Annotated in this window: 25 protein-coding genes and 1 tRNA gene; 15 read left to right on the top strand and 11 right to left on the bottom strand. The window is 70.8% G+C overall.

Features of this window, described 5'->3' with window-relative positions; translation table 11 throughout:
* The first annotated feature begins 185 nt into the window (after nucleotides 1-185).
* Complete coding sequence (locus ACXNSR_RS12850) at nucleotides 186-584, top strand: peptidase inhibitor family I36 protein (RefSeq protein WP_458642189.1); 399 nt, start codon at nucleotides 186-188, stop codon at nucleotides 582-584.
* Here the strand turns inward: ACXNSR_RS12850 and ACXNSR_RS12845 are convergent.
* Both ACXNSR_RS12845 and aceE read right to left on the bottom strand, forming a co-directional pair.
* Nucleotides 565-1,398 (bottom strand): potassium channel family protein, encoded by an 834-nt coding sequence (locus ACXNSR_RS12845; RefSeq protein WP_458642188.1) that lies wholly within the window; start codon nucleotides 1,396-1,398, stop codon nucleotides 565-567. The two genes, ACXNSR_RS12850 and ACXNSR_RS12845, sit on opposite strands and share 20 nt — an antisense overlap.
* Before the next feature lie 82 nt (nucleotides 1,399-1,480).
* Entirely contained in the window at nucleotides 1,481-4,213 is a 2,733-nt protein-coding gene (gene aceE, locus ACXNSR_RS12840) for a pyruvate dehydrogenase (acetyl-transferring), homodimeric type (RefSeq protein ID WP_458642187.1), read from the bottom strand.
* 479 nt (nucleotides 4,214-4,692) lie between these two features.
* Between aceE and ACXNSR_RS12835 the strand changes: the two genes are divergently transcribed.
* From ACXNSR_RS12835 to ACXNSR_RS12810, 6 genes are all read left to right on the top strand, one after another.
* Complete coding sequence (locus ACXNSR_RS12835) at nucleotides 4,693-5,118, top strand: DUF3052 domain-containing protein (protein WP_030009300.1); 426 nt, start codon at nucleotides 4,693-4,695, stop codon at nucleotides 5,116-5,118.
* A 161-nt stretch (nucleotides 5,119-5,279) separates the two neighbouring features.
* The gene (locus tag ACXNSR_RS12830) at nucleotides 5,280-5,738 is read left to right on the top strand and encodes a peroxiredoxin (protein ID WP_030819487.1); all 459 of its coding nucleotides are present in this window, start codon (nucleotides 5,280-5,282) and stop codon (nucleotides 5,736-5,738) included.
* A 166-nt stretch (nucleotides 5,739-5,904) separates the two neighbouring features.
* Nucleotides 5,905-6,480, top strand: a complete 576-nt coding sequence (locus tag ACXNSR_RS12825) for a TerD family protein (protein WP_266788238.1) — start codon at nucleotides 5,905-5,907, stop codon at nucleotides 6,478-6,480.
* A 200-nt stretch (nucleotides 6,481-6,680) separates the two neighbouring features.
* Complete coding sequence (locus ACXNSR_RS12820) at nucleotides 6,681-7,256, top strand: TerD family protein (protein WP_150257301.1); 576 nt, start codon at nucleotides 6,681-6,683, stop codon at nucleotides 7,254-7,256.
* A gap of 25 nt (nucleotides 7,257-7,281) precedes the next feature.
* Nucleotides 7,282-8,397 carry a DUF475 domain-containing protein gene (locus tag ACXNSR_RS12815; protein WP_458642186.1) on the top strand — a complete coding sequence of 372 codons (1,116 nt, stop codon included), beginning with the start codon at nucleotides 7,282-7,284 and terminating at the stop codon, nucleotides 8,395-8,397.
* A 130-nt stretch (nucleotides 8,398-8,527) separates the two neighbouring features.
* Nucleotides 8,528-9,268, top strand: coding sequence for a TerD family protein (locus ACXNSR_RS12810; RefSeq protein ID WP_458642185.1), 741 nt, complete (start codon nucleotides 8,528-8,530; stop codon nucleotides 9,266-9,268).
* A 58-nt stretch (nucleotides 9,269-9,326) separates the two neighbouring features.
* Here ACXNSR_RS12810 and ACXNSR_RS12805 read toward each other — a convergent pair whose 3' ends face one another.
* The gene (locus ACXNSR_RS12805; protein WP_458642184.1) at nucleotides 9,327-10,097 is read right to left on the bottom strand and encodes a TerD family protein; all 771 of its coding nucleotides are present in this window, start codon (nucleotides 10,095-10,097) and stop codon (nucleotides 9,327-9,329) included.
* A gap of 195 nt (nucleotides 10,098-10,292) precedes the next feature.
* On the opposite strand from ACXNSR_RS12805, the gene ACXNSR_RS12800 reads away from it, so the two are divergent.
* The 4 genes from ACXNSR_RS12800 to ACXNSR_RS12785 are packed head-to-tail and all read left to right on the top strand — an operon-like array spanning nucleotide 10,293 to nucleotide 15,584.
* Nucleotides 10,293-11,459 (top strand): HpcH/HpaI aldolase/citrate lyase family protein, encoded by a 1,167-nt coding sequence (locus ACXNSR_RS12800; RefSeq protein ID WP_458642183.1) that lies wholly within the window; start codon nucleotides 10,293-10,295, stop codon nucleotides 11,457-11,459.
* A gap of 47 nt (nucleotides 11,460-11,506) precedes the next feature.
* Nucleotides 11,507-14,101, top strand: coding sequence for a phosphoribosyltransferase (locus tag ACXNSR_RS12795; protein ID WP_458642182.1), 2,595 nt, complete (start codon nucleotides 11,507-11,509; stop codon nucleotides 14,099-14,101).
* Nucleotides 14,098-14,928 (top strand): HAD family hydrolase, encoded by an 831-nt coding sequence (locus tag ACXNSR_RS12790; RefSeq protein WP_458642181.1) that lies wholly within the window; start codon nucleotides 14,098-14,100, stop codon nucleotides 14,926-14,928. Before ACXNSR_RS12795 ends, ACXNSR_RS12790 begins: the two co-directional genes overlap by 4 nt.
* The gene (locus tag ACXNSR_RS12785; protein WP_458642180.1) at nucleotides 14,925-15,584 is read left to right on the top strand and encodes an O-methyltransferase; all 660 of its coding nucleotides are present in this window, start codon (nucleotides 14,925-14,927) and stop codon (nucleotides 15,582-15,584) included. Before ACXNSR_RS12790 ends, ACXNSR_RS12785 begins: the two co-directional genes overlap by 4 nt.
* 47 nt (nucleotides 15,585-15,631) lie before the next feature.
* Here ACXNSR_RS12785 and ACXNSR_RS12780 read toward each other — a convergent pair whose 3' ends face one another.
* From ACXNSR_RS12780 to ACXNSR_RS12770, 3 genes are all read right to left on the bottom strand, one after another.
* A complete protein-coding gene (locus ACXNSR_RS12780; RefSeq protein WP_030715356.1) occupies nucleotides 15,632-15,847 on the bottom strand; it encodes an FmdB family zinc ribbon protein in 216 nt (71 codons plus the stop codon).
* 33 nt (nucleotides 15,848-15,880) lie between these two features.
* Complete coding sequence (locus tag ACXNSR_RS12775; RefSeq protein ID WP_458643291.1) at nucleotides 15,881-16,426, bottom strand: DUF4383 domain-containing protein; 546 nt, start codon at nucleotides 16,424-16,426, stop codon at nucleotides 15,881-15,883.
* A 412-nt stretch (nucleotides 16,427-16,838) separates the two neighbouring features.
* Nucleotides 16,839-18,083, bottom strand: coding sequence for a coiled-coil domain-containing protein (locus ACXNSR_RS12770; protein WP_458642179.1), 1,245 nt, complete (start codon nucleotides 18,081-18,083; stop codon nucleotides 16,839-16,841).
* Between the two features lie 105 nt (nucleotides 18,084-18,188).
* Here ACXNSR_RS12770 and ACXNSR_RS12765 point away from each other — a divergent pair.
* A tRNA-Val gene (locus ACXNSR_RS12765) sits at nucleotides 18,189-18,263 on the top strand.
* A gap of 63 nt (nucleotides 18,264-18,326) precedes the next feature.
* Here ACXNSR_RS12765 and ACXNSR_RS12760 read toward each other — a convergent pair.
* Genes ACXNSR_RS12760 through ACXNSR_RS12750 form a run of 3 tightly spaced genes read right to left on the bottom strand, consistent with a single transcriptional unit; the run spans nucleotide 18,327 to nucleotide 19,894 of the window.
* Nucleotides 18,327-18,743 carry an arsenate reductase ArsC gene (locus ACXNSR_RS12760; protein WP_458642178.1) on the bottom strand — a complete coding sequence of 139 codons (417 nt, stop codon included), beginning with the start codon at nucleotides 18,741-18,743 and terminating at the stop codon, nucleotides 18,327-18,329.
* 27 nt (nucleotides 18,744-18,770) lie between these two features.
* Nucleotides 18,771-19,604 carry an aquaporin gene (locus ACXNSR_RS12755; RefSeq protein ID WP_458643290.1) on the bottom strand — a complete coding sequence of 278 codons (834 nt, stop codon included), beginning with the start codon at nucleotides 19,602-19,604 and terminating at the stop codon, nucleotides 18,771-18,773.
* Entirely contained in the window at nucleotides 19,508-19,894 is a 387-nt protein-coding gene (locus ACXNSR_RS12750; protein ID WP_458642177.1) for an ArsR/SmtB family transcription factor, read from the bottom strand. The genes ACXNSR_RS12755 and ACXNSR_RS12750 overlap by 97 nt, the downstream gene beginning before the upstream one ends.
* 104 nt (nucleotides 19,895-19,998) lie before the next feature.
* On the opposite strand from ACXNSR_RS12750, the gene ACXNSR_RS12745 reads away from it, so the two are divergent.
* Nucleotides 19,999-20,448 carry an ArsI/CadI family heavy metal resistance metalloenzyme gene (locus tag ACXNSR_RS12745; RefSeq protein WP_458643289.1) on the top strand — a complete coding sequence of 150 codons (450 nt, stop codon included), beginning with the start codon at nucleotides 19,999-20,001 and terminating at the stop codon, nucleotides 20,446-20,448.
* Between the two features lie 103 nt (nucleotides 20,449-20,551).
* Here the strand turns inward: ACXNSR_RS12745 and ACXNSR_RS12740 are convergent, their stop codons facing one another.
* Nucleotides 20,552-20,626 (bottom strand): 50S ribosomal protein bL37, encoded by a 75-nt coding sequence (locus ACXNSR_RS12740; RefSeq protein WP_100661309.1) that lies wholly within the window; start codon nucleotides 20,624-20,626, stop codon nucleotides 20,552-20,554.
* A gap of 126 nt (nucleotides 20,627-20,752) precedes the next feature.
* Between ACXNSR_RS12740 and ACXNSR_RS12735 the strand changes: the two genes are divergently transcribed.
* Complete coding sequence (locus ACXNSR_RS12735) at nucleotides 20,753-21,391, top strand: TRADD-N-associated membrane domain-containing protein (protein WP_458642176.1); 639 nt, start codon at nucleotides 20,753-20,755, stop codon at nucleotides 21,389-21,391.
* A 15-nt stretch (nucleotides 21,392-21,406) separates the two neighbouring features.
* Nucleotides 21,407-21,634, top strand: coding sequence for a DUF2277 domain-containing protein (locus ACXNSR_RS12730; protein WP_327735290.1), 228 nt, complete (start codon nucleotides 21,407-21,409; stop codon nucleotides 21,632-21,634).
* Between the two features lie 14 nt (nucleotides 21,635-21,648).
* Here the strand turns inward: ACXNSR_RS12730 and ACXNSR_RS12725 are convergent, their stop codons facing one another.
* Nucleotides 21,649-22,161 carry a hypothetical protein gene (locus ACXNSR_RS12725; RefSeq protein ID WP_458642175.1) on the bottom strand — a complete coding sequence of 171 codons (513 nt, stop codon included), beginning with the start codon at nucleotides 22,159-22,161 and terminating at the stop codon, nucleotides 21,649-21,651.
* Between the last annotated feature and the right edge of the window lie 144 nt (nucleotides 22,162-22,305).

Here is a 22,305-nt window from a genome sequence, read left to right as displayed (position 1 = left end):
GTTCCCGGAAGCGTCAACTCCGTACGTACGAAGGCCACGCCGACGGGTTCCGGCGGGGCTGTCGCCTATCCGGGTGGACCCGCCGGGGGCCTCTTCCGCCCGCCCTTCGTCGCAGGTCAGCGTGGTGTCGGCGGAGCTTTCGGAAGCGGTCCGGGCGCCCGCCGTCCACAAGGAGTTGACCCGTCATGCGTACGTGTCGAAGCAGCCGCGCCACCACGACCACCCTCGCCGCGACCGTCCTGGCCCTCACGGCCCTCATCCCGAGTACGGCCACCACGGCGCACGCCGCGGGCCCGCCGACCCTCGGGGCCTGCGCGACCGGGCAGCTGTGCCTGTGGGCGAAACCCGAGTTCAAGGGGGCGCGGCAGACGCACGAGCTCAGCAACCTGGACATCAACAGCTGCACCGCGCTGCCGGCCGGGACCAGCGCACAGTCGCTCACCAACCGCACCGGGCGCCCCGTGACCACCTACCAGTCGGCCGAGTGCGCCGAGACGGGCGAGTTCCAGACCTATCCGGGCGATGGCGTCTGGCTGCCCCAGTCGCCCTACCAGGTGCGGGCGTTCAAGGTGTGGGAGAGGTAGCTTCCCGCTGCGCCGGTGCGTTCGCCGGTGCGCTCGCGGGGGCGTTCCGCGGATCGGCCGCGGCCACCTCGGCCGCGGCCCCTTCGGCCCCGGCGCCGCCCAGCCGGGCGACCTCGCCGCGCAGCGCCCGTACCTCGTCCTGCAGTTCCCGGATGGCCGCCAGCTGGAGCATGTCCGCCCGGTCGTCGCGCTCGAAGCGGGAGATGAACCACGCGGCGATGTTGGCGGTCACCACACCGAGCAGGGCGATCCCGGACAGCATCAGACCGACGGCCAGGACCCGGCCGAGGCCGGTGGTCGGCGAATGGTCCCCGTACCCGACCGTCGTCATCGTGGTGAAGGACCACCACACGGCGTCGCCCAGGTTCTTGATGTTCCCGTCGGGGGCGTCCCGCTCCACGCTGAGCACCGCCAGCGACCCGAACATCAGCAGGCCCACCACCGCCCCGGCCACGTACGTCGTCAGCTGGATCTGCGGAGCCATCCGGGCCCGCCGGCCCACCAGCATCAAGGTGGCGACCAGCCGCAGCAGGCGCAGCGGCTGCACGAGCGGCAGCACCACGGCGGCCAGGTCCAGCCAGTGGGTCCGGACGAAGCGCCTGCGGTCCGCCGCGAGGGCGAGGCGGACCAGGTAGTCGACGGCGAAGGCGCCCCACACCACCCACTCGACGTGGGTGCAGGCCCGGTGCACCTCCGCCCGCGCATCGGGGGCGACGATGGGCACGGCGTACGCCACGGCGAAGGCCACGGCGAGCAGGAGCAGCGGGGTCTGGCTCCGCCGCTCCCACAGCAGCTGGCGGGATGGTTCCTTCATGCCGAGCATCGTAAGGAACCGGTAAAGGTGGGCGGGCCCCGGCCGAAGCCGGGACCCGCTCACCACGCCCGCCGCGCGGCGACTACGCGTCGCCGCCCGCCGCGCCCGGGTCCGCCGCCGCCACGTCCAGCAGCTGGTACCTGTCCACGGCCTGCTTCAGCACCGAGCGGTCGACCTTCCCCGCCCGGGCCAGCTCGGTGAGCGTCGCCAGGACCACCGACTGGGCGTCGATGTGGAAGAAGCGCCGCGCGGCGCCGCGGGTGTCCGCGAAGCCGAAGCCGTCCGCGCCCAGCGAGGTGTACGCGCCCGGCACCCACCGCGAGATCTGGTCCGGAACCGACCGCATCCAGTCCGAGACCGCCACGAACGGCCCCTCCGCACCCGACAGCTTCCGCGTCACGTACGGGACGCGCTGCTCCTCCTCCGGGTGGAGCAGGTTGTGCTCCTCGACCTCGACCGCCTCGCGGCGCAGCTCGTTCCAGGAGGTCGCCGACCAGACGTCCGCCCGCACACCCCAGTCGGCCGCCAGGATCCGCTGCGCCTCCAGCGCCCACGGCACCGCCACGCCCGAGGCCATCAGCTGCGCCCCGATCGTGCCCTCGGTGCCCCGCGACACCCGGTGGATGCCCCTCAGGATGCCGTCCACGTCGACGTCCGCCGGCTCGGCCGGGTGCTGGATCGGCTCGTTGTAGACGGTCAGGTAGTAGAAGACGTCCTCCGCCTCCGGGCCGTACATCCGCCGCAGACCGTCCTTGACGATGTGCGCGATCTCGTAGCCGTAGGCCGGGTCGTACGCCACGCAGCCCGGGTTCGTCGAGGCCAGCAGCTGGGAGTGACCGTCGGCGTGCTGGAGGCCCTCACCCGTGAGGGTGGTCCGTCCGGCGGTCGCGCCGAGGACGAAACCGCGCGCGAGCTGGTCGGCCATCTGCCAGAACTGGTCACCCGTGCGCTGGAAACCGAACATCGAGTAGAAGACGTAGACCGGGATCAGCGGCTCGCCGTGCGTCGCGTACGCCGAACCCGCGGCGATCAGCGAGGCCGTGCAGCCCGCCTCCGAGATGCCGTCGTGCAGCATCTGGCCGGTCGGGGACTCCTTGTACGCGAGCAGCAGGTCGCGGTCGACCGCCTCGTACTGCTGGCCCAGCGGGTTGTAGATCTTGGCGCTCGGGAAGAAGGCGTCCATACCGAAGGTGCGGTACTCGTCGGGCGCGATCAGCACGAAGCGCTTGCCGATCTCCTTGTCCCGCATCAGGTCCTTCAGGATGCGGACGAAGGCCATGGTCGTGGCGATCGACTGCTGCCCGGAGCCCTTCCTGGCGGCCGCGTACGTCTTGTCGTCCGGCAGCTGCAGCGGCTTCGCGCGCACCACGCGGGTCGGCACGTACCCGCCCAGCGCACTGCGCTGGTCGTGCATGTACTGGATCTCGGGGGACTTCGGGCCGGGGTGGTAGTACGGCGGGGCCCCGCCCTCCAGCTGCGCGTCCGTGATCGGGATGTGCAGACGGTCGCGGAAGCGCTTGAGGTCGTCGACCGTCAGCTTCTTCATCTGGTGCGTCGCGTTGCGGCCCTCGAAGTTCGGGCCGAGCGTCCAGCCCTTGACCGTCTGGGCCAGGATCACCGTCGGCTGGCCCTTGTGGGCCTTGGCCGCCGCGTAGGCCGCGTAGACCTTCTTGTGGTCGTGACCGCCGCGGCCCAGGTGCTGGATCTGCTGGTCGGACATGTTCTCGACCATCGAGCGCAGCCGCTGGTCACCGCCGAAGAAGTGCTCGCGGATGTAGGCGCCCGACTCGGTCGCGTACGTCTGGAACTGCCCGTCGGGCGTGGAGTTCATCTTGTTGACGAGGATGCCGTCGCGGTCCTGGGCCAGCAGCGGGTCCCAGGAGCGGTCCCAGATCAGCTTGATGACGTTCCAGCCGGCGCCCCGGAAGATCGACTCCAGCTCCTGGATGATCTTGCCGTTGCCGCGCACCGGGCCGTCGAGGCGCTGCAGGTTGCAGTTGACGACGAAGGTCAGGTTGTCCAGACCCTCACGGGCCGCGATCGACAGCTGGCCCAGCGACTCCGGCTCGTCCATCTCGCCGTCGCCGAGATACGCCCAAACGTGGGACCTGGAGGTGTCGGCGATACCGCGCGCCTCCATGTACCGGTTCATCCGCGCCTGGTAGATCGCACCGAGCGGACCCAGGCCCATCGAGACGGTCGGGAACTCCCAGAAGTCCGGCATCAGCCGCGGGTGCGGGTAGCTCGAAAGGCCGTACGGGGCCTTCGACTTCTCCTGGCGGAAGGAATCGAGCTGCTGCTCGGTCAGCCGGTCCAGGAGGTAGGCACGGGCGTAGATGCCGGGGGAGGCGTGGCCCTGGAAGAAGATCTGGTCGCCGCCGTCGCCCTCGTCCTTGCCCCGGAAGAAGTGGTTGAAGCCCACGTCGTAGAGGGAGGCGGAGGAGGCGAACGTCGCGATGTGGCCGCCGACGCCGATACCGGGACGCTGGGCGCGCGAGACCATGACGGCCGCGTTCCACCGGGTGGCGTTGAGGACCTTGCGCTCGATCTCCTCGTTGCCGGGGAAGAACGGCTCGTCCCGGGTGGCGATCGTGTTGACGTAGTCCGTGCTGCGCATCTCCGGCACGGCCACGCGCTTCTCGCGGGCCCGCTCGATCAGCCGCAGCATCAGGTAGCGGGCGCGTTCGCGGCCCCGCTCGTCGACTGCGGCGTCGAGGGAGTCGAGCCACTCCTGCGTCTCCTCCGGATCGAAGTCCGGGACCTGACTCGGCAGGCCGCCAATGATGATCGGATTGCGATCGGATGCGGAAGCCACGCTGTTCCTTCGCTGTCGGGGGAGTCGTACGGGAGGCATGCCTGGGGGCGCCGCCTCCCATGCTCTTACGCTGGGCCGAAATCTTCATCTTTACCACCGGGTAATCCCTGGAAACCGCAGGGAATCCGGCGGAACCCGGGAGGGAGGGATCGGCGGGGATCCGCTACGAGTCCGGCCAAACCGTCACTTTACGCCCAAGGCGGGCACCGGCTTCGTAAGACCGTTCGTCCCTCAAACAGGTAGGAAAGTCCTCAAGCGTCGACGATGATGCCGAATGAGCTGGAATGGTGTGGGATGAATCACGAGAGGTGCACACGGGAAGGCTGAAAGTTGCGGCGAGACGGCCGCAATCGTCACCGTTTCGACGGTCTCGACGGCCGGGTACTTGCGCGATCCGCCGCGCCCGTGTGGACTACGCCCAATGCTGCGCGTACGCGCGCCGCCGAAGACATTCACCGAACATGAGCAGGAGGCACCCCGTGAGCGCGACCGCGGACCACGCGGAGAGCCTGGCCGCCCGGCTGGGTTTCCAGTCCGAACAGGTGGTCCAGGAGATCGGCTACGACGACGACGTCGATCAGGAATTCCGTGATGCTGTCGAGAAGCTCGTCAGCGAGCTCGCCGACGAGGACTACGACGACGTCGCCGACGCGGTGCTGTTGTGGTTCCGCGACGAGGACGGCGACCTGACGGACGCCCTGGTCGACGCGACCGAGCTGGTCGAGGACGGCGCACTGATCCTGCTGCTGACCCCCAAGACGGGCCGTGACGGCTACGTCGAGGCCAGTGACATCAGCGAGGCCGCCGAGACGGCCGGCCTCTCCCTGGCCAAGGGTCTGCCCGTCGGCAAGGAGTGGACGTCCACCAAGCTGGTGACGCCGAAGGCGGCCAAGGCCAAGCGCTGAGCCGCAGCCGCAGCCGAGCGGACACGCAACCGCACCCCGCCGACCAGGTGATCCCGGTCGGCGGGGTGTGTGCGTTCCGTGCCCGTGCCGCGATCAGGATCTAGTCTGTGACTCACCCGAACAGCCCAACGCGGGGATGCGGGAACGAAGGGATGCGAGAGATGGCGATCGAGGTCGGCGACAAGGCCCCGGACTTCGAGCTCAAGGACAACCACGGCGCCACCGTGCGGCTCTCCGACTTCCGGGGCGAGAAGGCAGTGGTGCTGCTCTTCTACCCGTTCGCCTTCACCGGCGTGTGCACCGGCGAGCTGTGCGAGCTGCGCGATCAGCTGCCGCGCTTCCAGAACGACGACGTGCAGCTCCTGGCCGTCTCCAACGACTCGGTGCCGACCCTGCGGGTCTTCGGCGAGCAGGAGGGCCTGGAATACCCGCTGCTGTCGGACTTCTGGCCGCACGGGGAGACCTCGCGCGCCTACGGCGTCTTCGACGAGGACAAGGGCTGCGCGGTCCGCGGCACCTTCATCATCGACAAGGACGGCGTCGTGCGCTGGACTGTCGTCAACGGACTGCCCGACGCGCGTGACCTGAACGAGTACATCAAGGCACTCGACAGCCTCTGAGCGCACCCGAGCGGGCCGAACACGCATTTTCCCTGCGAAAACCGCTTACGGGCGGGAACCCGTCACTAGGATCGAAACGTTGATCCGGTAGCTCCCCCGGTCACGGCCGGGAGGGCCCCCTGAACGACGGGGCACCGCCCCACACACAGAACCCAATGGAGGACCCGTGGGAGTCAGCCTCAGCAAGGGCGGCAACGTCTCGCTGACCAAGGCCGCGCCTAACCTGACGGCGGTCATCGTCGGTCTGGGCTGGGACGCTCGCACCACCACCGGTGTCGACTTCGACCTCGACGCCAGCGCGATCCTGACCAACGACCAGGGCAAGGTCGCCAGCGACGCGAACTTCGTCTTCTTCAACAACCTGAAGAGCCCCGACGGCTCGGTGGAGCACACCGGTGACAACACCACCGGTGAGGGCGAGGGCGACGACGAGGCGATCAAGGTCAACCTGGCCGGCGTTCCGGGCGATGTCGCCAAGATCGTCTTCCCGGTCTCGATCTACGAGGCCGAGAGCCGCCAGCAGAGCTTCGGCCAGGTCCGCAACGCGTACATCCGCGTGGTGAACCAGGCCGACAACACCGAGCTCGCGCGTTACGACCTCTCCGAGGACGCCTCGACCGAGACCGCCATGGTCTTCGGCGAGCTGTACCGCAACGGTGCGGAGTGGAAGTTCCGCGCCATCGGCCAGGGCTACGCATCGGGCCTGCGCGGCATCGCGCAGGACTTCGGCGTCAACGTCTGAGTCCGAGAGCAGTCCGTCCGTCCGGCGCCGTGCACTGTGTGTACGGCGCCGGACCGGCTTTACCCGCGGACACCACCGCAGGCGGCCTCCGCACCACCTGCACACCGTCACACCGCACCACTGGCACACCGCGGCACCGCCGCACCGCACCACCGGCACACCGCCGTACCGTCACACCGTCGTCCGGGGAGGACCACAACATGGGCGTCACACTCGCCAAGGGGGGCAATGTCTCCCTCTCCAAGGCCGCACCGAACCTCACCAGGGTTCTGATCGGTCTCGGATGGGACGCGCGCTCGACCACGGGAGCCGACTTCGACCTCGACGCCAGCGCGCTGCTGTGCAGCGGCGGACGGGTGCTGGGGGACGAGTACTTCGTCTTCTACAACAACCTGAAGAGCCCCGACGGCTCCGTCGAACACACGGGGGACAACCTCACCGGCGAGGGTGAAGGCGACGACGAGTCGATCATCATCGACCTCACCAAGGTGCCGGCGGCGGTGGACAAGATCGTCTTCCCGGTCTCGATCCACGACGCGGACTCCCGCCGACAGAGCTTCGGCCAGGTCAGCAATGCCTTCATCCGTGTGGTGAACCAGGCCGACGGCCAGGAACTGGCCCGCTACGACCTGTCCGAGGACGCGTCCAGCGAAACCGCGATGATCTTCGGCGAGGTCTACCGGTACGGGGGCGAATGGAAGTTCCGTGCGGTGGGGCAGGGGTACGCGTCGGGGCTCCGAGGCATCGCTCTAGACTTCGGGGTCAACGTTTCGTAAAGCCGTACAAGACGATGGGGTGCCAGTGGTTCTCAAAACCTTCGGCTGGTCGTTCGCAATCACTGCGCTCGGTCTGGTCGCAGCGGTGTTCTACGGGGGGTGGCAGGCCTTCGGCATCGTTGCGATCCTGTCGGTCCTCGAGATCTCGCTGTCTTTCGACAACGCGGTGGTCAACGCCGGAATCCTGAAGAAGATGAATGCCTTCTGGCAGAAGATCTTCCTCACCATCGGTGTCCTCATTGCGGTCTTCGGTATGCGACTGGTCTTCCCCGTTGTGATCGTCGCGATCAGCGCCAAGATCGGCCCCATCGAGGCCGTCGACCTCGCCCTCTCCGACAAGGAGATGTACGAGCAGCTGGTCACGGACGCCCACCCGTCCATCGCCGCCTTCGGTGGCATGTTCCTGCTGATGATCTTCCTCGACTTCATCTTCGAGGACCGTGACATCAAGTGGCTCGCCTGGCTGGAGCGCCCGCTCGCCAAGCTCGGCAAGATCGACATGCTGTCCGCCTGCATCGCGCTGATCGTCCTGGTCATCGCCTCGATGACGGTGGGGGCCAACGCCCACCAGCACGGCGGCATCCACGTGGACAAGGCGCAGACCGTCCTGATCTCCGGTGTCCTCGGCCTGATCACCTACATGATCGTCGGCGGCCTTTCCGGCTACTTCGAGAACAAGCTGGAGGAAGAGGAGGAAGCCGAGCACGAGGCCGAGGAAGAGGCCAAGCGGACCGGCAAGCCGGTCACTGCCGTCGCCATGGCCGGCAAGGCCGCCTTCTTCATGTTCCTCTACCTCGAAGTCCTCGACGCCTCCTTCTCCTTCGACGGGGTCATCGGCGCCTTCGCGATCACCAACGACATCGTGCTGATGGCCCTCGGTCTCGGTATCGGTGCCATGTACGTCCGTTCGCTGACGGTCTACCTGGTCCGCCAGGGCACCCTCGACGACTACGTCTACCTGGAGCACGGCGCGCACTACGCCATCGGCGCGCTCGCCGTGATCCTGCTCGTCACCATTCAGTACGAGATCAACGAGATCATCACCGGTCTCGTCGGCGTGGTGCTCATCGGATGGTCCTTCTGGTCCTCGGTGCGCCGCAACAAGCGCCTGGAACTGGAGGGTTCCACCGCCGAGGCATGACCGCGGCGGTAATGCGGAACGCTCCATTGCGGGGCGGTCCACCGGGTCCACGGACCCGGCGGGCCGCCCCGCTTCCGTCGGCTCGGGCCGATCGGGGGAACAGGGGATCAAGGGGACCAGGGGGTAGGGGATGGGATTCTTCGACGGCATCATGGGCAGCCGGGCCGTGCAGTTCCAGTCGGGCAGCGCCTCGTCGAACGCGATCGAGCTGACCAAGCGACATTCGACGGTGTCGCTCACCAAACAGGGGGCGGTCCACGGCAATCTGCGCGTGAACCTGTCCTGGCGCATGCGGACCTCGGACATCGGCGGCCGCTCCGGCCAGAGCGGTCAGCTCTTCCGGCATCCGTTCAAGCTGTTCAAGCCGGACATCGTGCAGGCGCACACCCAGGGCATGGTCAATGTCGACCTCGACATGGGCTGCCTGTACGAGCTGACGGACGGCACCCGCGGCGCCGTGCAGCCGCTGGGGAACCTGCTGGGCGACCTGAACGACCCGCCGTACGTCAAGCTCAGCGGGGACGACCGGTTCGGCTCGGCCTCGGGGGAGACCCTCTACGTCAACCTCGACCACGCCGACGAGATCAAGCGGCTGCTGGTCTTCGTCTACATCTACGACCAGACGCCGGCCTTTGACCGGACGCACGCCATGGTGACCCTCTACCCGGTCACGGGGCCGCGCATCGAGATCCCGCTGGACGAGCGGCACCCGCAGGCCCGCTCCTGCGCGGTCGTCTCCCTGGAGAAGGTCAAGGGCGAGCTCGTGGTGCGGCGCGAGGTGAAGTTCGTCTACGGGTTCCAGGCCGAGCTGGACCGGCTGTACGGCTGGGGGCTCCAGTGGGGGCGGGGCTACAAGAGCGCCAAGAACTGACCGGGCCCCGGGACGGGTGACCGTCCACGGGGCCCTGGGCCGTCGGCGCCGGGTGGTGTCAGTGGCGGATGAACTGGGGACCCTGCACCGGCAGCCGGAAGGACGGATCGCCGCCCGGACCCGGCACCGGGGCCGGGGACACCGGCTGCGGGTATCCGTAGGCGGGCTGGACGGGCGGCGGGGCCTGCGTGGGCGGGGCCATCATCGCCGTCTGCTCGGACGCCGGCCCGGAGGCGGAGCCGGTCGCAGGGCCGGCCGCGGGGGCCCCTTCGGACTCGGCGGCGTTCTCGTCGACCGAGATCCCGTGGTCGGTCGCCAGCCCCACCAGTCCGTCGGAGTAGCCCTCGCCGAGCGCGCGGAACTTCCACCCCTCGCCCCGCCGGTACAGCTCCCCGCAGATCAGCGCCGTCTCGGCGCCGGTCTCGGGCCGTACGTCGAAGTAGGCCAGCGGTTCGGAGCCGCCGGTCGCCGTGGCGTCGTAGAGGAGGATCCGCAGGTCGTGGACTCGCTGGAACGGTACGTCCTCGGCGGAGGCGACCACCAGGATCCGGTCCACCGTGGGCGTCACCGTGCGCAGGTCCGCCTGGACGGCGTCGGTGATCGCGTCACCGATCTGCTTCTTGCCGAGCCGCCAGACGGCTCCCGAGGGGTGCCGGGGCTGGTTGTAGAAGACGAAGTCCTCGTCCGAACGCACCCGGCCGTCCGGGCCGACGAGCAGTGCCGAGGCGTCCACGTCCGGCACCTCGGGGCCGGCGGTCCAGCGCAGCACCGCCCGGACCGCCACGGCGGTCACCGGGATGTTCGAGCCCTTCTGCATCGCGTGCGTCATGCACGTCATCCTGCCCTCCCGGGGTGGACAGGGACAATGCGGCCCCCCGTAGGGCCTTGTCTCGAACGCGAGACCTGGGCATGGTGCAAGAGGGTTACCTGAACTTCATGTGCTTGAGGAACTCTTGACTCACGTTCGTACGTACTATTACCGGCCATGCCAGTTGGGCCGCCGAGGCAGTACGGGGGATAGCACATGCGTCACTTTGGGCACATATCGCCCACCGTCCGTAAGGACCTCTTCCACCAGGAACCGGCGGAATTCACCGGAGCCTCGCCCGCCCGCGTCCTCGCGGCGGCGCTGGGAGCCACGCTCTACAGCCCGGCCACCCGGCCCACGCTCGCGGCCGACATCCGCAAGCAGGCCGGCCGCGGGGTCGTCTCGATGGTCCTCTGCCTGGAGGATTCCATCAGCGACGGCGATGTCGCCGGAGCCGAGGAGAACCTCGTCCGGCATTTCCGCGAGCTCGAGGCCGACGGCGCGGAGCTCCCGCTGCTCTTCATCCGCGTCCGCACCCCCGAGCAGATTCCCGACCTGGTGCGCCGGCTCGGCAGCTCCGTGAGCCGACTGGCCGGATTCGTACTCCCGAAGTTCGACGAGAACCGTGGTGTCGCCTTCCTCGAAGCCGTCGTCGAGGCGGAGGCGGCCTTCGGACTGCCCCGCCTGTATGCCATGCCGGTCCTGGAGACCCCGGACCTCCTCCACCTCGAAACCCGCGCCCTGGCCCTCGCCGGCATCTTCCGCACGGTCAACAGCCACCGCGAGCGCGTCCTGGCGCTGCGGCTCGGCGTGACCGACTTCTGCTCGGCCTACGGCCTGCGGCGCACCCCCGACATGACCGCCTACGACGTCCAGATCGTGGCGGGCGTCATCGCGGACGTCGTCAACGTCCTCAGCCGGGCCGACGGCACCGGCTTCACCGTGACCGGACCGGTCTGGGAGTACTTCCGCAGCCAGCAGCGCCTCTTCAAGCCCCAGCTGCGCCGCAGCCCCTTCCTGGAGGAGGGCGTGGAGGAACTGCGCACCACCCTGATCGAGCACGACCTCGACGGACTGCTGCGCGAGATCGAACTGGACCGGGCCAACGGGCTGCTCGGCAAGACCTGCATCCACCCCGCCCACGTCACGCCCGTGCACGCGCTGTCGGTGGTCTCGCACGAGGAGTTCTGCGATGCCCAGGACATCCTGCGGCCCGAGCGCGGCGGCGGCGGAGTGATGCGCAGCGCCTACACGAACAAGATGAACGAGGTGAAGCCCCACCGGGCCTGGGCCGAGCGCACCATGCTGCGCGCCGAGGTCTTCGGCGTGGCGAAGGAGCAGGTCGGCTTCGTCGACCTGCTCACGGCCGGGCTCCAGGTGTGAGCACGCCCGCGCGGAAGCCTGTGCCGGAGCCGGCACAGGTACGGACGATGACGACGGCGACGGCGACGGCGACGGCGACGACGACGAGGAAAGGCAAGACGATCGACGAGGTGTGGTCGGGTACCTGGGTCGCGGACCGGCTGGGCGTGAGCCTGGAGGACTCCGGAGACGGTCCGCGGCTGACGGAGCTGCTCGGACTGGCCCTGCGGCGCAACCCCAAGCGCGCCCACCTGCTGGTCTCGCAGGTCCTGGGCAAGCACGTCCCGCAGTCCCCGGCGGTCGTCCACGCCGCCGGGTTCGGCCTCGGCGTACGCGTACGGGAGCTGCTCGGCGAGGACGGCGCCGCGGCCGCCGTGGTCCTCGGCTACGCCGAGACCGCCACCGGGCTCGGCCACTGCGTGGCCGACGGCCTCGGCCCGGCCCCCTACCTGCACTCCACCCGCCGGCCCGTGCCGGGCGTGCGCGCGGCCGGCGGCTTCGAGGAGGCGCACTCGCACGCCACCTCGCACCTGCTGCTGCCCGAGGACCCGCGGCTGCTCGCCGGCAGCGGGCCCCTGGTCCTCGTCGACGACGAGTTCTCCACCGGCAACACGGTCCTGAACACCATCCGCGACCTGCACGCCCGCCACCCCCGCTCGCACTACGTCGTCGTCGCCCTCGTCGACATGCGCTCGGCCGCCGACCGCGACCGGCTCACCGCCTTCGCCGCCGAGCTGGGCGCACGCGTGGACCTCATCGCGCTCGCCTCGGGCACCGTCTCCCTCCCGGACGGCGTCCTGGCCAAGGGCCGGGCCCTGGTCGAGGAGCACGAGGCGCGGACCGCCCCGGCCGAGCGGGACCGGCGCGGTCCCGCCGGCCCGGCCGGCCCGGCGAACGCCCCGCGCCCGGTCACCCGCGTGGACCTGGACTGGCCGGCGGGCGTCCCCGACGGCGGCCGCCACGGCTTCACCGCGGCGCACCGCGCCCGCCTGGAGGCGGCTCTGCCCGGGCTCGCCGGCGCCCTCGCCGCCGCGCTGGGCGAGAGCCCGGGGCGGGTCCTCGTACTCGGCAACGAGGAGCTGATGTACGCCCCGCTGCGCCTCGCCAAGGCCCTGGAGGACGCGGGGGCGGCCCGCGAGGTCCGCTTCTCGACCACCACCCGCTCGCCCGTGCTCGCCGTCGACGACCCCGGATACGCCATCCGCACCCGGCTGGTCTTCCCCGCCCACGACGCCCCGGCCGACGGCCCCGGCGACCGCTACGCCTACAACGTCCACAGCACGGACGGCGCCGGTTTCGACGCCGTCGTCGCCGTCGTGGACTCGGCCGGGGACACCCCCGAGCTGCACACGGGACTGCTGGCGGCCCTCGCCCCGCACACCGGCCACGTCGTGCTGGCCGTCGTCCCGTCCTACACCCCCGACCGGCGGGAGCCGAAGCCGATCATGACCGAGCCGACCGACCCGACCGAGCTCATCGAGCCGACCGACCCGACCGAGCTGACCGAGCCCGCCGACCCGGCCCCGCGCGAGCCCTTGCGCGGCCCCGCCTTCTCCTCGTACGCCCCCGAGGACGTCGGCTGGCTGCTGCAGGACTTCTCCGACATCGAGCTGGAGGCGCCGACGGAGGAACGCGAGGAGGCGATACAGGCGGGCGGCGCGCACTACGCCGAGTCCCTGCCCGTCGAGTACCAGCCGTCCCCCCAGTACCAGGAGCTGTACGGCAGCGCGCTGGCCGCCTCCGCCGCCCGCGTGGCCCGCGCCGTCGGCACGGTCACCGAGACCGTCCTCGCCGAGCGCTCCCCGTCCCCCGTCCTGGTCTCCCTGGCCCGTGCGGGCACCCCCGTCGGCGTACTGATGCGCCGCTGGGCCCGCGCCCGGCACGGCCTGGACCTGCCGCACTACGCCGTCTCCATCGTGCGCGGCCGCGGCATCGACGCCAACGCCCTGCGCTGGCTGGCCGCCCACCACGACCCGGCCGACATCGTCTTCGTCGACGGCTGGACCGGCAAGGGCGCCATCACCCGCGAGCTGCGCGAAGCCCTCGCCGGGTTCGAGGGCTTCAACCCGGAGATCGTCGTCCTCGCCGACCCCGGCTCCTGCGTGGACACGTACGGCACCCGGGAGGACTTCCTGATCCCCTCCGCCTGCCTCAATTCCACCGTCTCCGGTCTCATCTCGCGTACGGTTCTGAGGTCCGACCTCGTCGGTCCCGCCGACTTCCACGGCGCGAAGTTCTACCGCGAGCTCGCCGGAGCCGACGTCTCCGTCGAATTCGTCGACACCGTCGCCGCCCACTTCGACGCGGTGGCCGACGCCGTCGACGAGGAGGTCAAGGAGCTCCTCGCGGCCGACCGCACCCCCACCTGGGAGGGCTGGGCGGCGGTCGAGCGGATCAGCGAGGAGTACGGCATCCACGACGTGAACCTCGTCAAGCCGGGCGTCGGCGAGACCACCCGGGTCCTGCTGCGCCGGGTGCCGTGGAAGATCCTGGCGCAGCGCGGCGCCGGGGCCGACCTGGACCACGTACGGCTGCTCGCCGAGCAGCGCGGCGTCCCGGTGGAAGAGGTCGACGGACTGCCCTACACGTGCGTAGGACTCATCCACCCCCGATTCACGCGCGGCGCCACCGGCGCCGACGGAAAGGCTGTGGCCTCGAAGTGACTGTCCTCGTAGCCAGTGATCTCGACCGTACGCTCATCTACTCGACGGCCGCCCTCGGCCTGACCATGCCCGACCCGGTGGCTCCGCGGCTGCTGTGCGTCGAGGTCCACGAGAGCAAGCCGCTGTCCTACATGACGGAGACGGCGGCGGGACTGCTGGCGGAGCTGACGGCCGATCCTTCGGTGGTCTTCGTCCCCACCACCACCCGGACCCGCAAGCAGTACCAGCGCATCCGCTTCCCCGGCCGCCCGGCCCCGTACGCCATCTGCGCCAACGGCGGGCAGCTGCTGGTCGACGGCGTCCCGGACCGGGACTGGCGGCGGCAGGTCGCGGCGCGCCTCGCCGAGGAGTGCGCCCCCCTGGAGGAGGTGCACCAGCACCTGCTGGCCACGGCCGACCCGGCGTGGCTGCGCAAGGCGCGCCTGGCGGAGGACCTCTTCGCCTACCTCGTCGTCGAGCGGGCCCTGGTCCCGGACGAATGGCTCAAGTCCCTGACCCGGTGGGCCGAGGACCGCGGCTGGACGGTCTCCCTCCAGGGCCGGAAGATCTACGCCGTCCCGCGCCCGCTCACCAAGAGCGCGGCGATGCGCGAGGTCGCCCGCCGCACGGGAGCCTCCACCACCCTCGCGGCCGGCGACTCGCTGCTGGACGCGGACCTGCTGCTGGCGGCGGACGCGGCCTGGCGCCCGGGCCACGGCGAACTGGCCGACGCGGCCTGGACGGCGCCGACGGTGACCGCGCTGACCACGGCGGGCGTCCTGGCGGGCGAGGAAATCGTGCGCGCATTCGCCCAGGAGGCGGCCCGACTGGGCAGACTGGACGCATGACCAAGGGCAACAGCACCAAGATCACGGACGAGCTCTACCGGTACATGCTCGACCACAACCCCCCGCTGGACCGGGTCCAGCGGGGGCTCGTGGCGACGACGTACACCAAGTTCCCGGACGTGGCCGGGATGCAGTCGGCGGAGGAACAGGGGCCGCTGCTGGCCTTCCTGGTCCGGCTGACGGGCGCCCGCCACATCGTGGAGGTCGGCACCTTCACCGGCTTCTCGGCCCTGTCGATGGCCCAGGCACTGCCCGCCGACGGCCGCCTCATCGCCTGCGACGTCTCCGAGGAGTGGACGCAGTACGGCCGGCAGGCCTGGGAGGAGGCGGGCGTCGCGGACCGCATCGAGCTGCGCATCGCACCGGCGCTGGAGACCCTGCGCGCGATGCCGGCGGAACCGCACATCGACATGGCCTACGTGGACGCGGACAAGCAGAGCCAGATCTCCTACTGGGAGGAGCTCGTGCCGCGGCTGCGTCCGGGCGGCCTGATCGTCACCGACAACACGCTGTTCCACGGCACGGTCCTCGACGAGTCGGCCACGGGCGCGGCGGCCGGCGTCCGCGCCTTCAACGACCACGTGTCGGCGGACCCGCGCATGGAATCCGTCCTGCTCGCGATCTCGGACGGCCTGACCCTGTCGCGCAAGCGCTGACGTTCCCGCTCGGGGTCCGGGATCCGGGATCGATCCCGGGTCCGGGATCAGCCGCAGCCGCCGCCACCGCAGCAGCCGCCGCCCCCGCCGCCCATCGCGGGCGCGGGGGCGCTGCTCGTTCCGCCCACGGCGACGGCGGACAGCAGCTTGACGGTGTCGGAGTGCCCTGCCGGGCAGTCGGCGGGCGCGGAGGACTCGGCCATGGGCCGGCTGACCTCAAAGGTGTCGTCGCAGGTCCGGCAGCGGTAATCGTATCGAGGCATGCGCACAGGCTAAGCGCGGCCGGGCGCCGCGCGCTACGCGACTCTCGTCTGCCGCGACCCGGCCCGGCGCGCCCGGTCCTCCCGGGCCGCCTGCTCGGGGTGACGGGCCCGCCAGTACGGATTGTCGTGCGGCAGGGCGCTGCCCACCCGCCCGTACATCCCGAACCACATCAGCATCACGCCGACGACGAAGCTGAACAGCACGTTCTGGATCTTGAAGGCCAGGAAGTTCAGCTCCGTGTCCAGCAGCGCGAGGTTCACGAACCCGCTCGCGATGAACAGCACACCCAGCACGATGTTCAGGGTCGAGGCGAAGGTCCCGCCGATCACCATCCCGACGAAGAGCAGCACGCCGATGCAGATCGACAGGACGCTCAGCGCACCGTTGGTGTTCAGGGCGAGCACCGTGTCCCCGCCGGTGTCGAAGAACCCGATCTGATTGACCAGCCCCAGGATCCCGAACACCACCAGCAGCAGCCCCGTCAGTCCCGCCCCGACCCGGTACACCTGGCCGAGCTTGTGGTCGGTGGGCAGATGATCGTCGAGCTGCGCGTTGACGGGATGCAGCATGCGTTCCATCCGCCGCGAGACCGTGTCGGTGAAGCGGGGTGGGACGGGCGCGTCGGGATCCGGCTCGTGGGCCACGTACGGCGCGTAGTGCTCGTGCGGCTCGGTGCACCCGTACGCCGCGTGAGCCACATAGGGCTCGTGGGCCGCGGGAGGCTCGTGGGTGGTGTGGGCAGCCATGGTGCCCTCCTCTGTTCCGTTCCCGGCACCATCCAGCATCCGCCGCCGACCGCCCGGAAACAAACGGGGCCCGCCCGGACGCCCCGGGCCGCCCGCCCCGGACCGCACCACGCGGCGGCGCCGGGCCCGCGACGCCCGGCGGGGCGCCCGAGTACGTCCAGTACGCAGGGCGCGCCTCCGCCTTGCCCTGTACGGCACCGGACACCGCCGGCTCGGCCGACAAGATCCGAAAGAGACGGCCCGGCTAGGCGTGCCCGCGCTCGGCCCGGATCCCGCTCACCACCCGGTTCACGGAAGCCCGTACGTCCGCCATCTCCAGCAGGAACGCCCAGTAGTCCGGATGCCGCCCCTCCAGCCCCTCCAGCGCCCGGGCCACCCGCGCCACCGCATCGTCCAGCGGCCGCGCGTGCCGCGGATCCGGCACACTGCGCCCCGCCATCGCCAGCCGCTGCGCGTCCCGGATCGCGAAACGGGTCCGGTCCACCTCCGCCTGCGGATCCCGCGCCACCGCCTCCAGCCGCGTCAGCCGGTCCTGCGCCGCCGACACCGCCTCGTCCGTCGCGTCCAGCGAACCGCGGACCGCCTCGATCAGCGCCCCCACATCGGCCCAGCGCTGCTCGTCCCGGGCCCGGCCGGCCTCCAGCAGCTGCTCCTCGGCCCGCGCCACGTCCCGTACCGCCTGGTCCGGCACGTGCTGCAGGTCCTGCCAGCAGGCCGCACTGAACCGCCGCCGCAGCTCACTGAGCACCGGATCCACCCGGTCCGCCCGGTTGCGCAGCGCCTGCGCCCGCGTCCGCAGACTCACCAGCCGCCGGTCGATCTCCGCCGCCCGCTCGGGCAGCCGCGCCGCCTCGGCCCGGACGGTCTCCGCGTCGCGCAGGATCCGGTCGGCGCGCTGCACCGTCTCCTGCACACCGTGCTGCGCCGCGCCCTGGTTCAGCTTGGTCAGCTCCGGGCCGAGCGCCGCCAGCCGCGCCGCCAGGTCATCGGCCCGCATCCCCTTGGCCCGTACCGCGTCCAGCGCGTCACTCGCCGCGATCAGCGCGGCCCTGGCCCGCTCCCGGGCCGGTGCCACCCGCGCCAGCTGCGTCTCGGCCTTGTCCAGCAGCGGCTGCAGCCCCTGCGCGAACCGCTCCAGCTCCCCCTGGACCCGCACCAGCTCGTCCCGCGCCCGGGTCAGCTGCTCCCGCGCGCGCGTCGCGACCGACGCCTCCAACTCCGCCCGGTCCAGGTCGTGCGCGTCGACCGCCTCGATGTAGACGTGACTGACCTCGTCGATCCGCCGCCCCAGCGCGGCGAACCCCTCGGTCGCCTGCCGCGCCGCCGGAGACCCGTCCGCCGCGGCGATGGTCTCGATGGAGATCCGCAGATCCCGCTGCGCCGTGTCCAGCTCGTAGAACGCGGCCGCGGCGGCATCCTTCGCCGCCTGCGCATCCGCCCGCCGACTCTCGTCCCGCCCGCCGAACCACCGCCGGGATGCCGTCGTCACAATGCCTCTCCCGTACCGCGTCCGCCATGCCCCGGTCCATTCTCTCCCACGGCATCGGGTTTGCGTGGGGGGTGTGCCTGCCATGTAGGCTGTCCACTCATCCACGGGTGCGTAGCTCAGGGGTAGAGCGCTGCTCTTACAAAGCAGATGTCGGCGGTTCGAAACCGTCCGCGCCCACCAGACAGAAGGCCCCCAACCGATCACGGTTGGGGGCCTTTTGACGGCTGGAGCCGACGGCGGCGCTCAGGACCGGGCTTCGATGTCCAGCTCGGTGAGCAGGACGCGGATGCGTTGCTCGATCGCGTCGCGGATGGGCCGGACCGCGGCTACGCCCTGGCCGGCGGGGTCGTCCAGCTTCCAGTCGAGGTAGCGCTTGCCGGGGAAGTAGGGGCAGGCGTCGCCGCATCCCATGGTGATCACGACGTCGGACGTCTGAACCGCCTGGGCCGTGAGCATCTTGGGAGTTTCGGCGGAGATGTCGATGCCGACCTCGCGCATGGCTTCGACCACTGCCGGGTTCACGGTGTCGGCCGGTGCGGAACCGGCCGATCGGACGGCGACCCGGTCGCCGCCCAGGTGGGTGAGGAAGGCAGCGGCCATCTGGGACCGGCCCGCGTTGTGGACGCAGACGAACAGCACGGTGGGTGCGGTGGTGGTCATGGTCGGGGCTTTCTGTGTCGGGGCGGATCAGTGGCCGGTGGTGGTGAGTTCGTGCTCGGCGCGGGAGAAGCCTGCCCGGTCCTTCGGTACCGGGAGGCGGCCGAAGAGGGCGGCGACCAGGAGGGCGCCGAGGGCGGCGCCGAGGAACTGGGCGGCGACGAACGGCGGGACCGAGGACGGAGCGATGCCCGCGAAGGAGTCGGAGAGGGCGCGGGCGGCGGTCACGGCAGGGTTGGCGAAGCTGGTGGAGGAGGTGAACCAGTACGCCGCGCCGATGTAGGACGCCACCGCGAGCGGGCCGAGCCGCTGCTGGCCGGTGCGCGCCAGCCCGAGAACGAGCAGGACCAGGCCGGCGGTCGCGACGACCTCGCCGAGCCAGAGGTGGCCGGCGGACCGGTCGTGGGTGGAGAGCCGGGCGAGGGGTTCGGCGAACATCGCGTTCGCCAGGATCGTGCCGCAGACGCCACCGGCCATCTGCGCGGGTACGTACGCTGCCACGTCGCGCAGGCCGGGTCCGTCCGTGCCGCGGCGTCCGGTCCACCACGCGGCCAGGGTCACGGCCGGGTTGAAGTGGGCGCCGGAGAGCGGGCCGAGCAGGGTGATCAGCACGCCGAGGCCGAAGACCGTCGCCAGGGAGTTGGCCAGCAGCTGCAGGGCCACGTCGTCGGTCAGCTCGGTGGCCTGGATGCCGGAGCCGATCACGACCGCGACCAGTGCGGCCGTCCCGACCAGCTCGCCCAGTGCGCGACGCCGCAGGGGTGCGGTCACCCGGCCGCTCCGGCCACTGCGGCTCCCCCGGGGGCCTGGAGGAGGGAGGAGAGCTGGGCGAGAGCTGCGGGCAGCACCCAGTAGTAGACCCAGGTGCCCCGCCTCTCCGAACCCACCAGGCCCGCTTCTCTCAGCACCTTCAGGTGGTGGGAGATCGTCGGCTGCGAGACGTCGAACGGGCCGGTGAGGTCGCAGACGCACGCCTCGCCGCCCTCGTGCGAGGCGATCAACGAGAGCAGGCGCAGCCGTACCGGGTCCGACAGGGCCTTGAACATCTTCGCCAGGGTGGTGGCGGCCTCCTCGTCCAGTGGCTCGCGGACCATCGGCGAGCAGCACGCGGCCTCATCGGCCCGGCCGATCACGAGGAGCTCTGATTTCGACATCTGTCTATGTTGACAGTCATCTATTCCGGTGGCAACCTCGGGTTCATCAGGCTGTATCGATGAATATCGAAACAGCGTTGGTCGCGAAGATCGAGGAGACCCTCATGTCCCGTGTTCAGCTCGCCCTGCGCGTCGCCGACCTCGAAGGCTCCGTCGCCTTCTACAGGAAGCTCTTCGGCGTCGAACCCGCGAAGATCCGGCCCGGATACGCGAACTTCGCCATCGCCGAGCCGCCGCTCAAGCTCGTCCTGATCGAAGGAGAAGCCGGCGAGGACACCCGGCTCGACCACCTCGGTGTGGAGGTGGAAGCCACCGAACAGGTCGCCGCCGCCACCGCCCGGCTGGCGGACGCGGGGCTGGCCACCTTCGAGGAGAACGACACCTCGTGCTGCTACGCCGTCCAGGACAAGGTCTGGGTCACCGGCCCCGGCAAGGAGCCCTGGGAGGTCTACGTGGTGAAGGCGGATGCCGACTCCCTCGGCAAGGGCGTCGGCGAGGCTGCGCCGGACACCTGCTGCGCCTCGACGGCCGCAGGCTGCTCCTGCGGCGCCTGACGACTCCGGCCGGCGCCGACGGCACGTGCCGCGGGGGCAGAAGAAGGGGTGAACCGCGAAGACCCCCGACCGGGCGTGGTCGGGGATCTTTCGGGTAGTTCGCTCAGGCGTTGGGGCGCTTGCCGTGGTTCGCCTTCTTCTTCTTGCGGGCCCGACGCTTGTTGCCTCGCTTGGCCATGGTCATGGTCTCCCTCGTAGGCGACTGGTTCATGCCTCGGTCAGTCTAGGTTCGGTGTGATTCATCCGCATTTGGGGAGGTGGACGCTCTCTTGGCCGCCGGTCCGGGCCGTGGGATCGTCGGAGGATGGGCGAGCTCGCGTGGGGTGGGTTGGTCGTGGCCGCGGTCGCCGTGGCGCTGGCGCTGATGGAGCGGTCCCGGGGGGCGGGCTTCGAACGGAAGCGGGACGAGGAACGGGCGCGACTGCAGGCGAGTCTCGCCGAGCCGGAGGAACGGCCCGCCGTCCTGCCGGGCGGAGGGAAATTCCAGGACGTCGGAGGGATCCAGCACCCCGCGGCACAGCTCGGCGACCGGCGGGACGACTTCACGCCGATCCTCGTGGAGTACTACGCCTACGGACTGACCCAGGCGCGCAGCAGCTTCGCCACCAGCCAGCGGTTCGCCGGGGTCGGGGCGGCGATCCTGCTCCTCGGGGTCGGGCTGGCCGTCTGGAAGGCCGAGGGCGGCGGGGAGCTCTACCTGGGGATCGTCACGAGCTCGGCAGGACTGGTCACCACCCTGATCGGGCAGCTCTTCCACCGGCGGGCCGACATCGCGCTCAAGCACATGGCCGACCAGACCGCCTCGCTGCGTGACGACCGGCGGGCCGCCGAGACGACCCAGCAGGCCATCGAACTGCTGGACACGGTCGAGGACCCGGGGCTCAGGGCCCGCCTGCAAGCCGGTCTGATCATGAAGCTTTCCGGGGCCGAGCTGCCCCGGTAGCGGGATAGTAGGGGTATGTGCCGTTCCATTAAGACCCTGCGCCCGCCCGCCATCCCCGAGAAGGCGACCGAGGACGAGATCCGCGCCGCCGCCCTGCAGTACGTACGGAAGGTCTCCGGGTTCCGGGTGCCCGCCGCGCACAACCGCGAGGTGTTCGAGGCGGCCGTCGACGCCGTCGCCGAGGCCACCGCGGCGCTGCTCGACGGGGTGCACGTACGAGGGCAGGCGGCCGCCCCGGCGTGATCCGGGCGGCGCGCCTACGAGGCCGCCGCGCGGCGGCGCATCACCCACACCCCGGCACCCAGCGCGCCCGCGGTCAGGGCACTGCCGACGGCGATCTGCCCGGGGCTCATCGAACCGATGCTGCCGCCCGTGCCACCACGAGCCGCACCCGAGCTGACCTGCAATGACAGGGTGAGGCGTTCGCCGCCGGGGCCGCCGCACTCGAAGACCACGCGATGCGTGCCCGTGCTGGCGTTGTCGTAGACGGTGGCGCTCCCGATGAGGCTCGCGGCCGTCTGGCTGCCCGGGGTCAGCCGGGCCTCGCCGAAGGCGGTCGACGTGACCCGGGCGACCTGAGTTCCGCAGCCCGAGATGTTCAGCGCGACCCGGCCGCCCGGGGCGACGGCGGTGGGGGAGACGGTGGCGGAGGGCACGGCGTACGCGAGCGTGGCGGGCGCGGCGGCAGCGGCGACGAGCGTCGCGGCCGCGACGGTCATCAGCCGGCGGCGCGCCGCGGTGCGCGCTGCAGCGGGCGGTTTGGCGGGCATGGAGAGGACTCCTCGGCTCGTCGAAACGGCGCGGCCAGGCCACTGATGTGACGCGGATTCGAATGCGCACCGTGCTGTGGACGCTAGGAGCCCGGCCCTGGTGCGGCGATCGGGGCCGGGTGAACGGGTGAGCCGCTGCTCCGC

This window comes from Streptomyces sp. NC-S4 (assembly GCF_054353315.1).
The sequence above is the reverse complement of the archived record's forward strand: the minus strand, read 5'-3'. Positions and strand labels throughout refer to the sequence as shown.

Coding starts and splice junctions, on each gene's coding strand:
- ACXNSR_RS12850 (WP_458642189.1), top strand. CDS start 186: ATGCGTACGTGTCGAAGCAGCCGCGCCACCACGACCACCCTCGCCGCG.
- ACXNSR_RS12845 (WP_458642188.1), bottom strand. CDS start 1,398: ATGAAGGAACCATCCCGCCAGCTGCTGTGGGAGCGGCGGAGCCAGACC.
- ACXNSR_RS12830 (WP_030819487.1), top strand. CDS start 5,280: ATGGCGATCGAGGTCGGCGACAAGGCCCCGGACTTCGAGCTCAAGGAC.
- ACXNSR_RS12820 (WP_150257301.1), top strand. CDS start 6,681: ATGGGCGTCACACTCGCCAAGGGGGGCAATGTCTCCCTCTCCAAGGCC.
- ACXNSR_RS12810 (WP_458642185.1), top strand. CDS start 8,528: ATGGGATTCTTCGACGGCATCATGGGCAGCCGGGCCGTGCAGTTCCAG.
- ACXNSR_RS12805 (WP_458642184.1), bottom strand. CDS start 10,097: ATGACGCACGCGATGCAGAAGGGCTCGAACATCCCGGTGACCGCCGTG.
- ACXNSR_RS12800 (WP_458642183.1), top strand. CDS start 10,293: ATGCGTCACTTTGGGCACATATCGCCCACCGTCCGTAAGGACCTCTTC.
- ACXNSR_RS12795 (WP_458642182.1), top strand. CDS start 11,507: ATGACGACGGCGACGGCGACGGCGACGGCGACGACGACGAGGAAAGGC.
- ACXNSR_RS12785 (WP_458642180.1), top strand. CDS start 14,925: ATGACCAAGGGCAACAGCACCAAGATCACGGACGAGCTCTACCGGTAC.
- ACXNSR_RS12780 (WP_030715356.1), bottom strand. CDS start 15,847: ATGCCTCGATACGATTACCGCTGCCGGACCTGCGACGACACCTTTGAG.
- ACXNSR_RS12775 (WP_458643291.1), bottom strand. CDS start 16,426: ATGGAACGCATGCTGCATCCCGTCAACGCGCAGCTCGACGATCATCTG.
- ACXNSR_RS12760 (WP_458642178.1), bottom strand. CDS start 18,743: ATGACCACCACCGCACCCACCGTGCTGTTCGTCTGCGTCCACAACGCG.
- ACXNSR_RS12750 (WP_458642177.1), bottom strand. CDS start 19,894: ATGTCGAAATCAGAGCTCCTCGTGATCGGCCGGGCCGATGAGGCCGCG.
- ACXNSR_RS12745 (WP_458643289.1), top strand. CDS start 19,999: ATGTCCCGTGTTCAGCTCGCCCTGCGCGTCGCCGACCTCGAAGGCTCC.
- ACXNSR_RS12735 (WP_458642176.1), top strand. CDS start 20,753: ATGGGCGAGCTCGCGTGGGGTGGGTTGGTCGTGGCCGCGGTCGCCGTG.
- ACXNSR_RS12730 (WP_327735290.1), top strand. CDS start 21,407: ATGTGCCGTTCCATTAAGACCCTGCGCCCGCCCGCCATCCCCGAGAAG.
- ACXNSR_RS12725 (WP_458642175.1), bottom strand. CDS start 22,161: ATGCCCGCCAAACCGCCCGCTGCAGCGCGCACCGCGGCGCGCCGCCGG.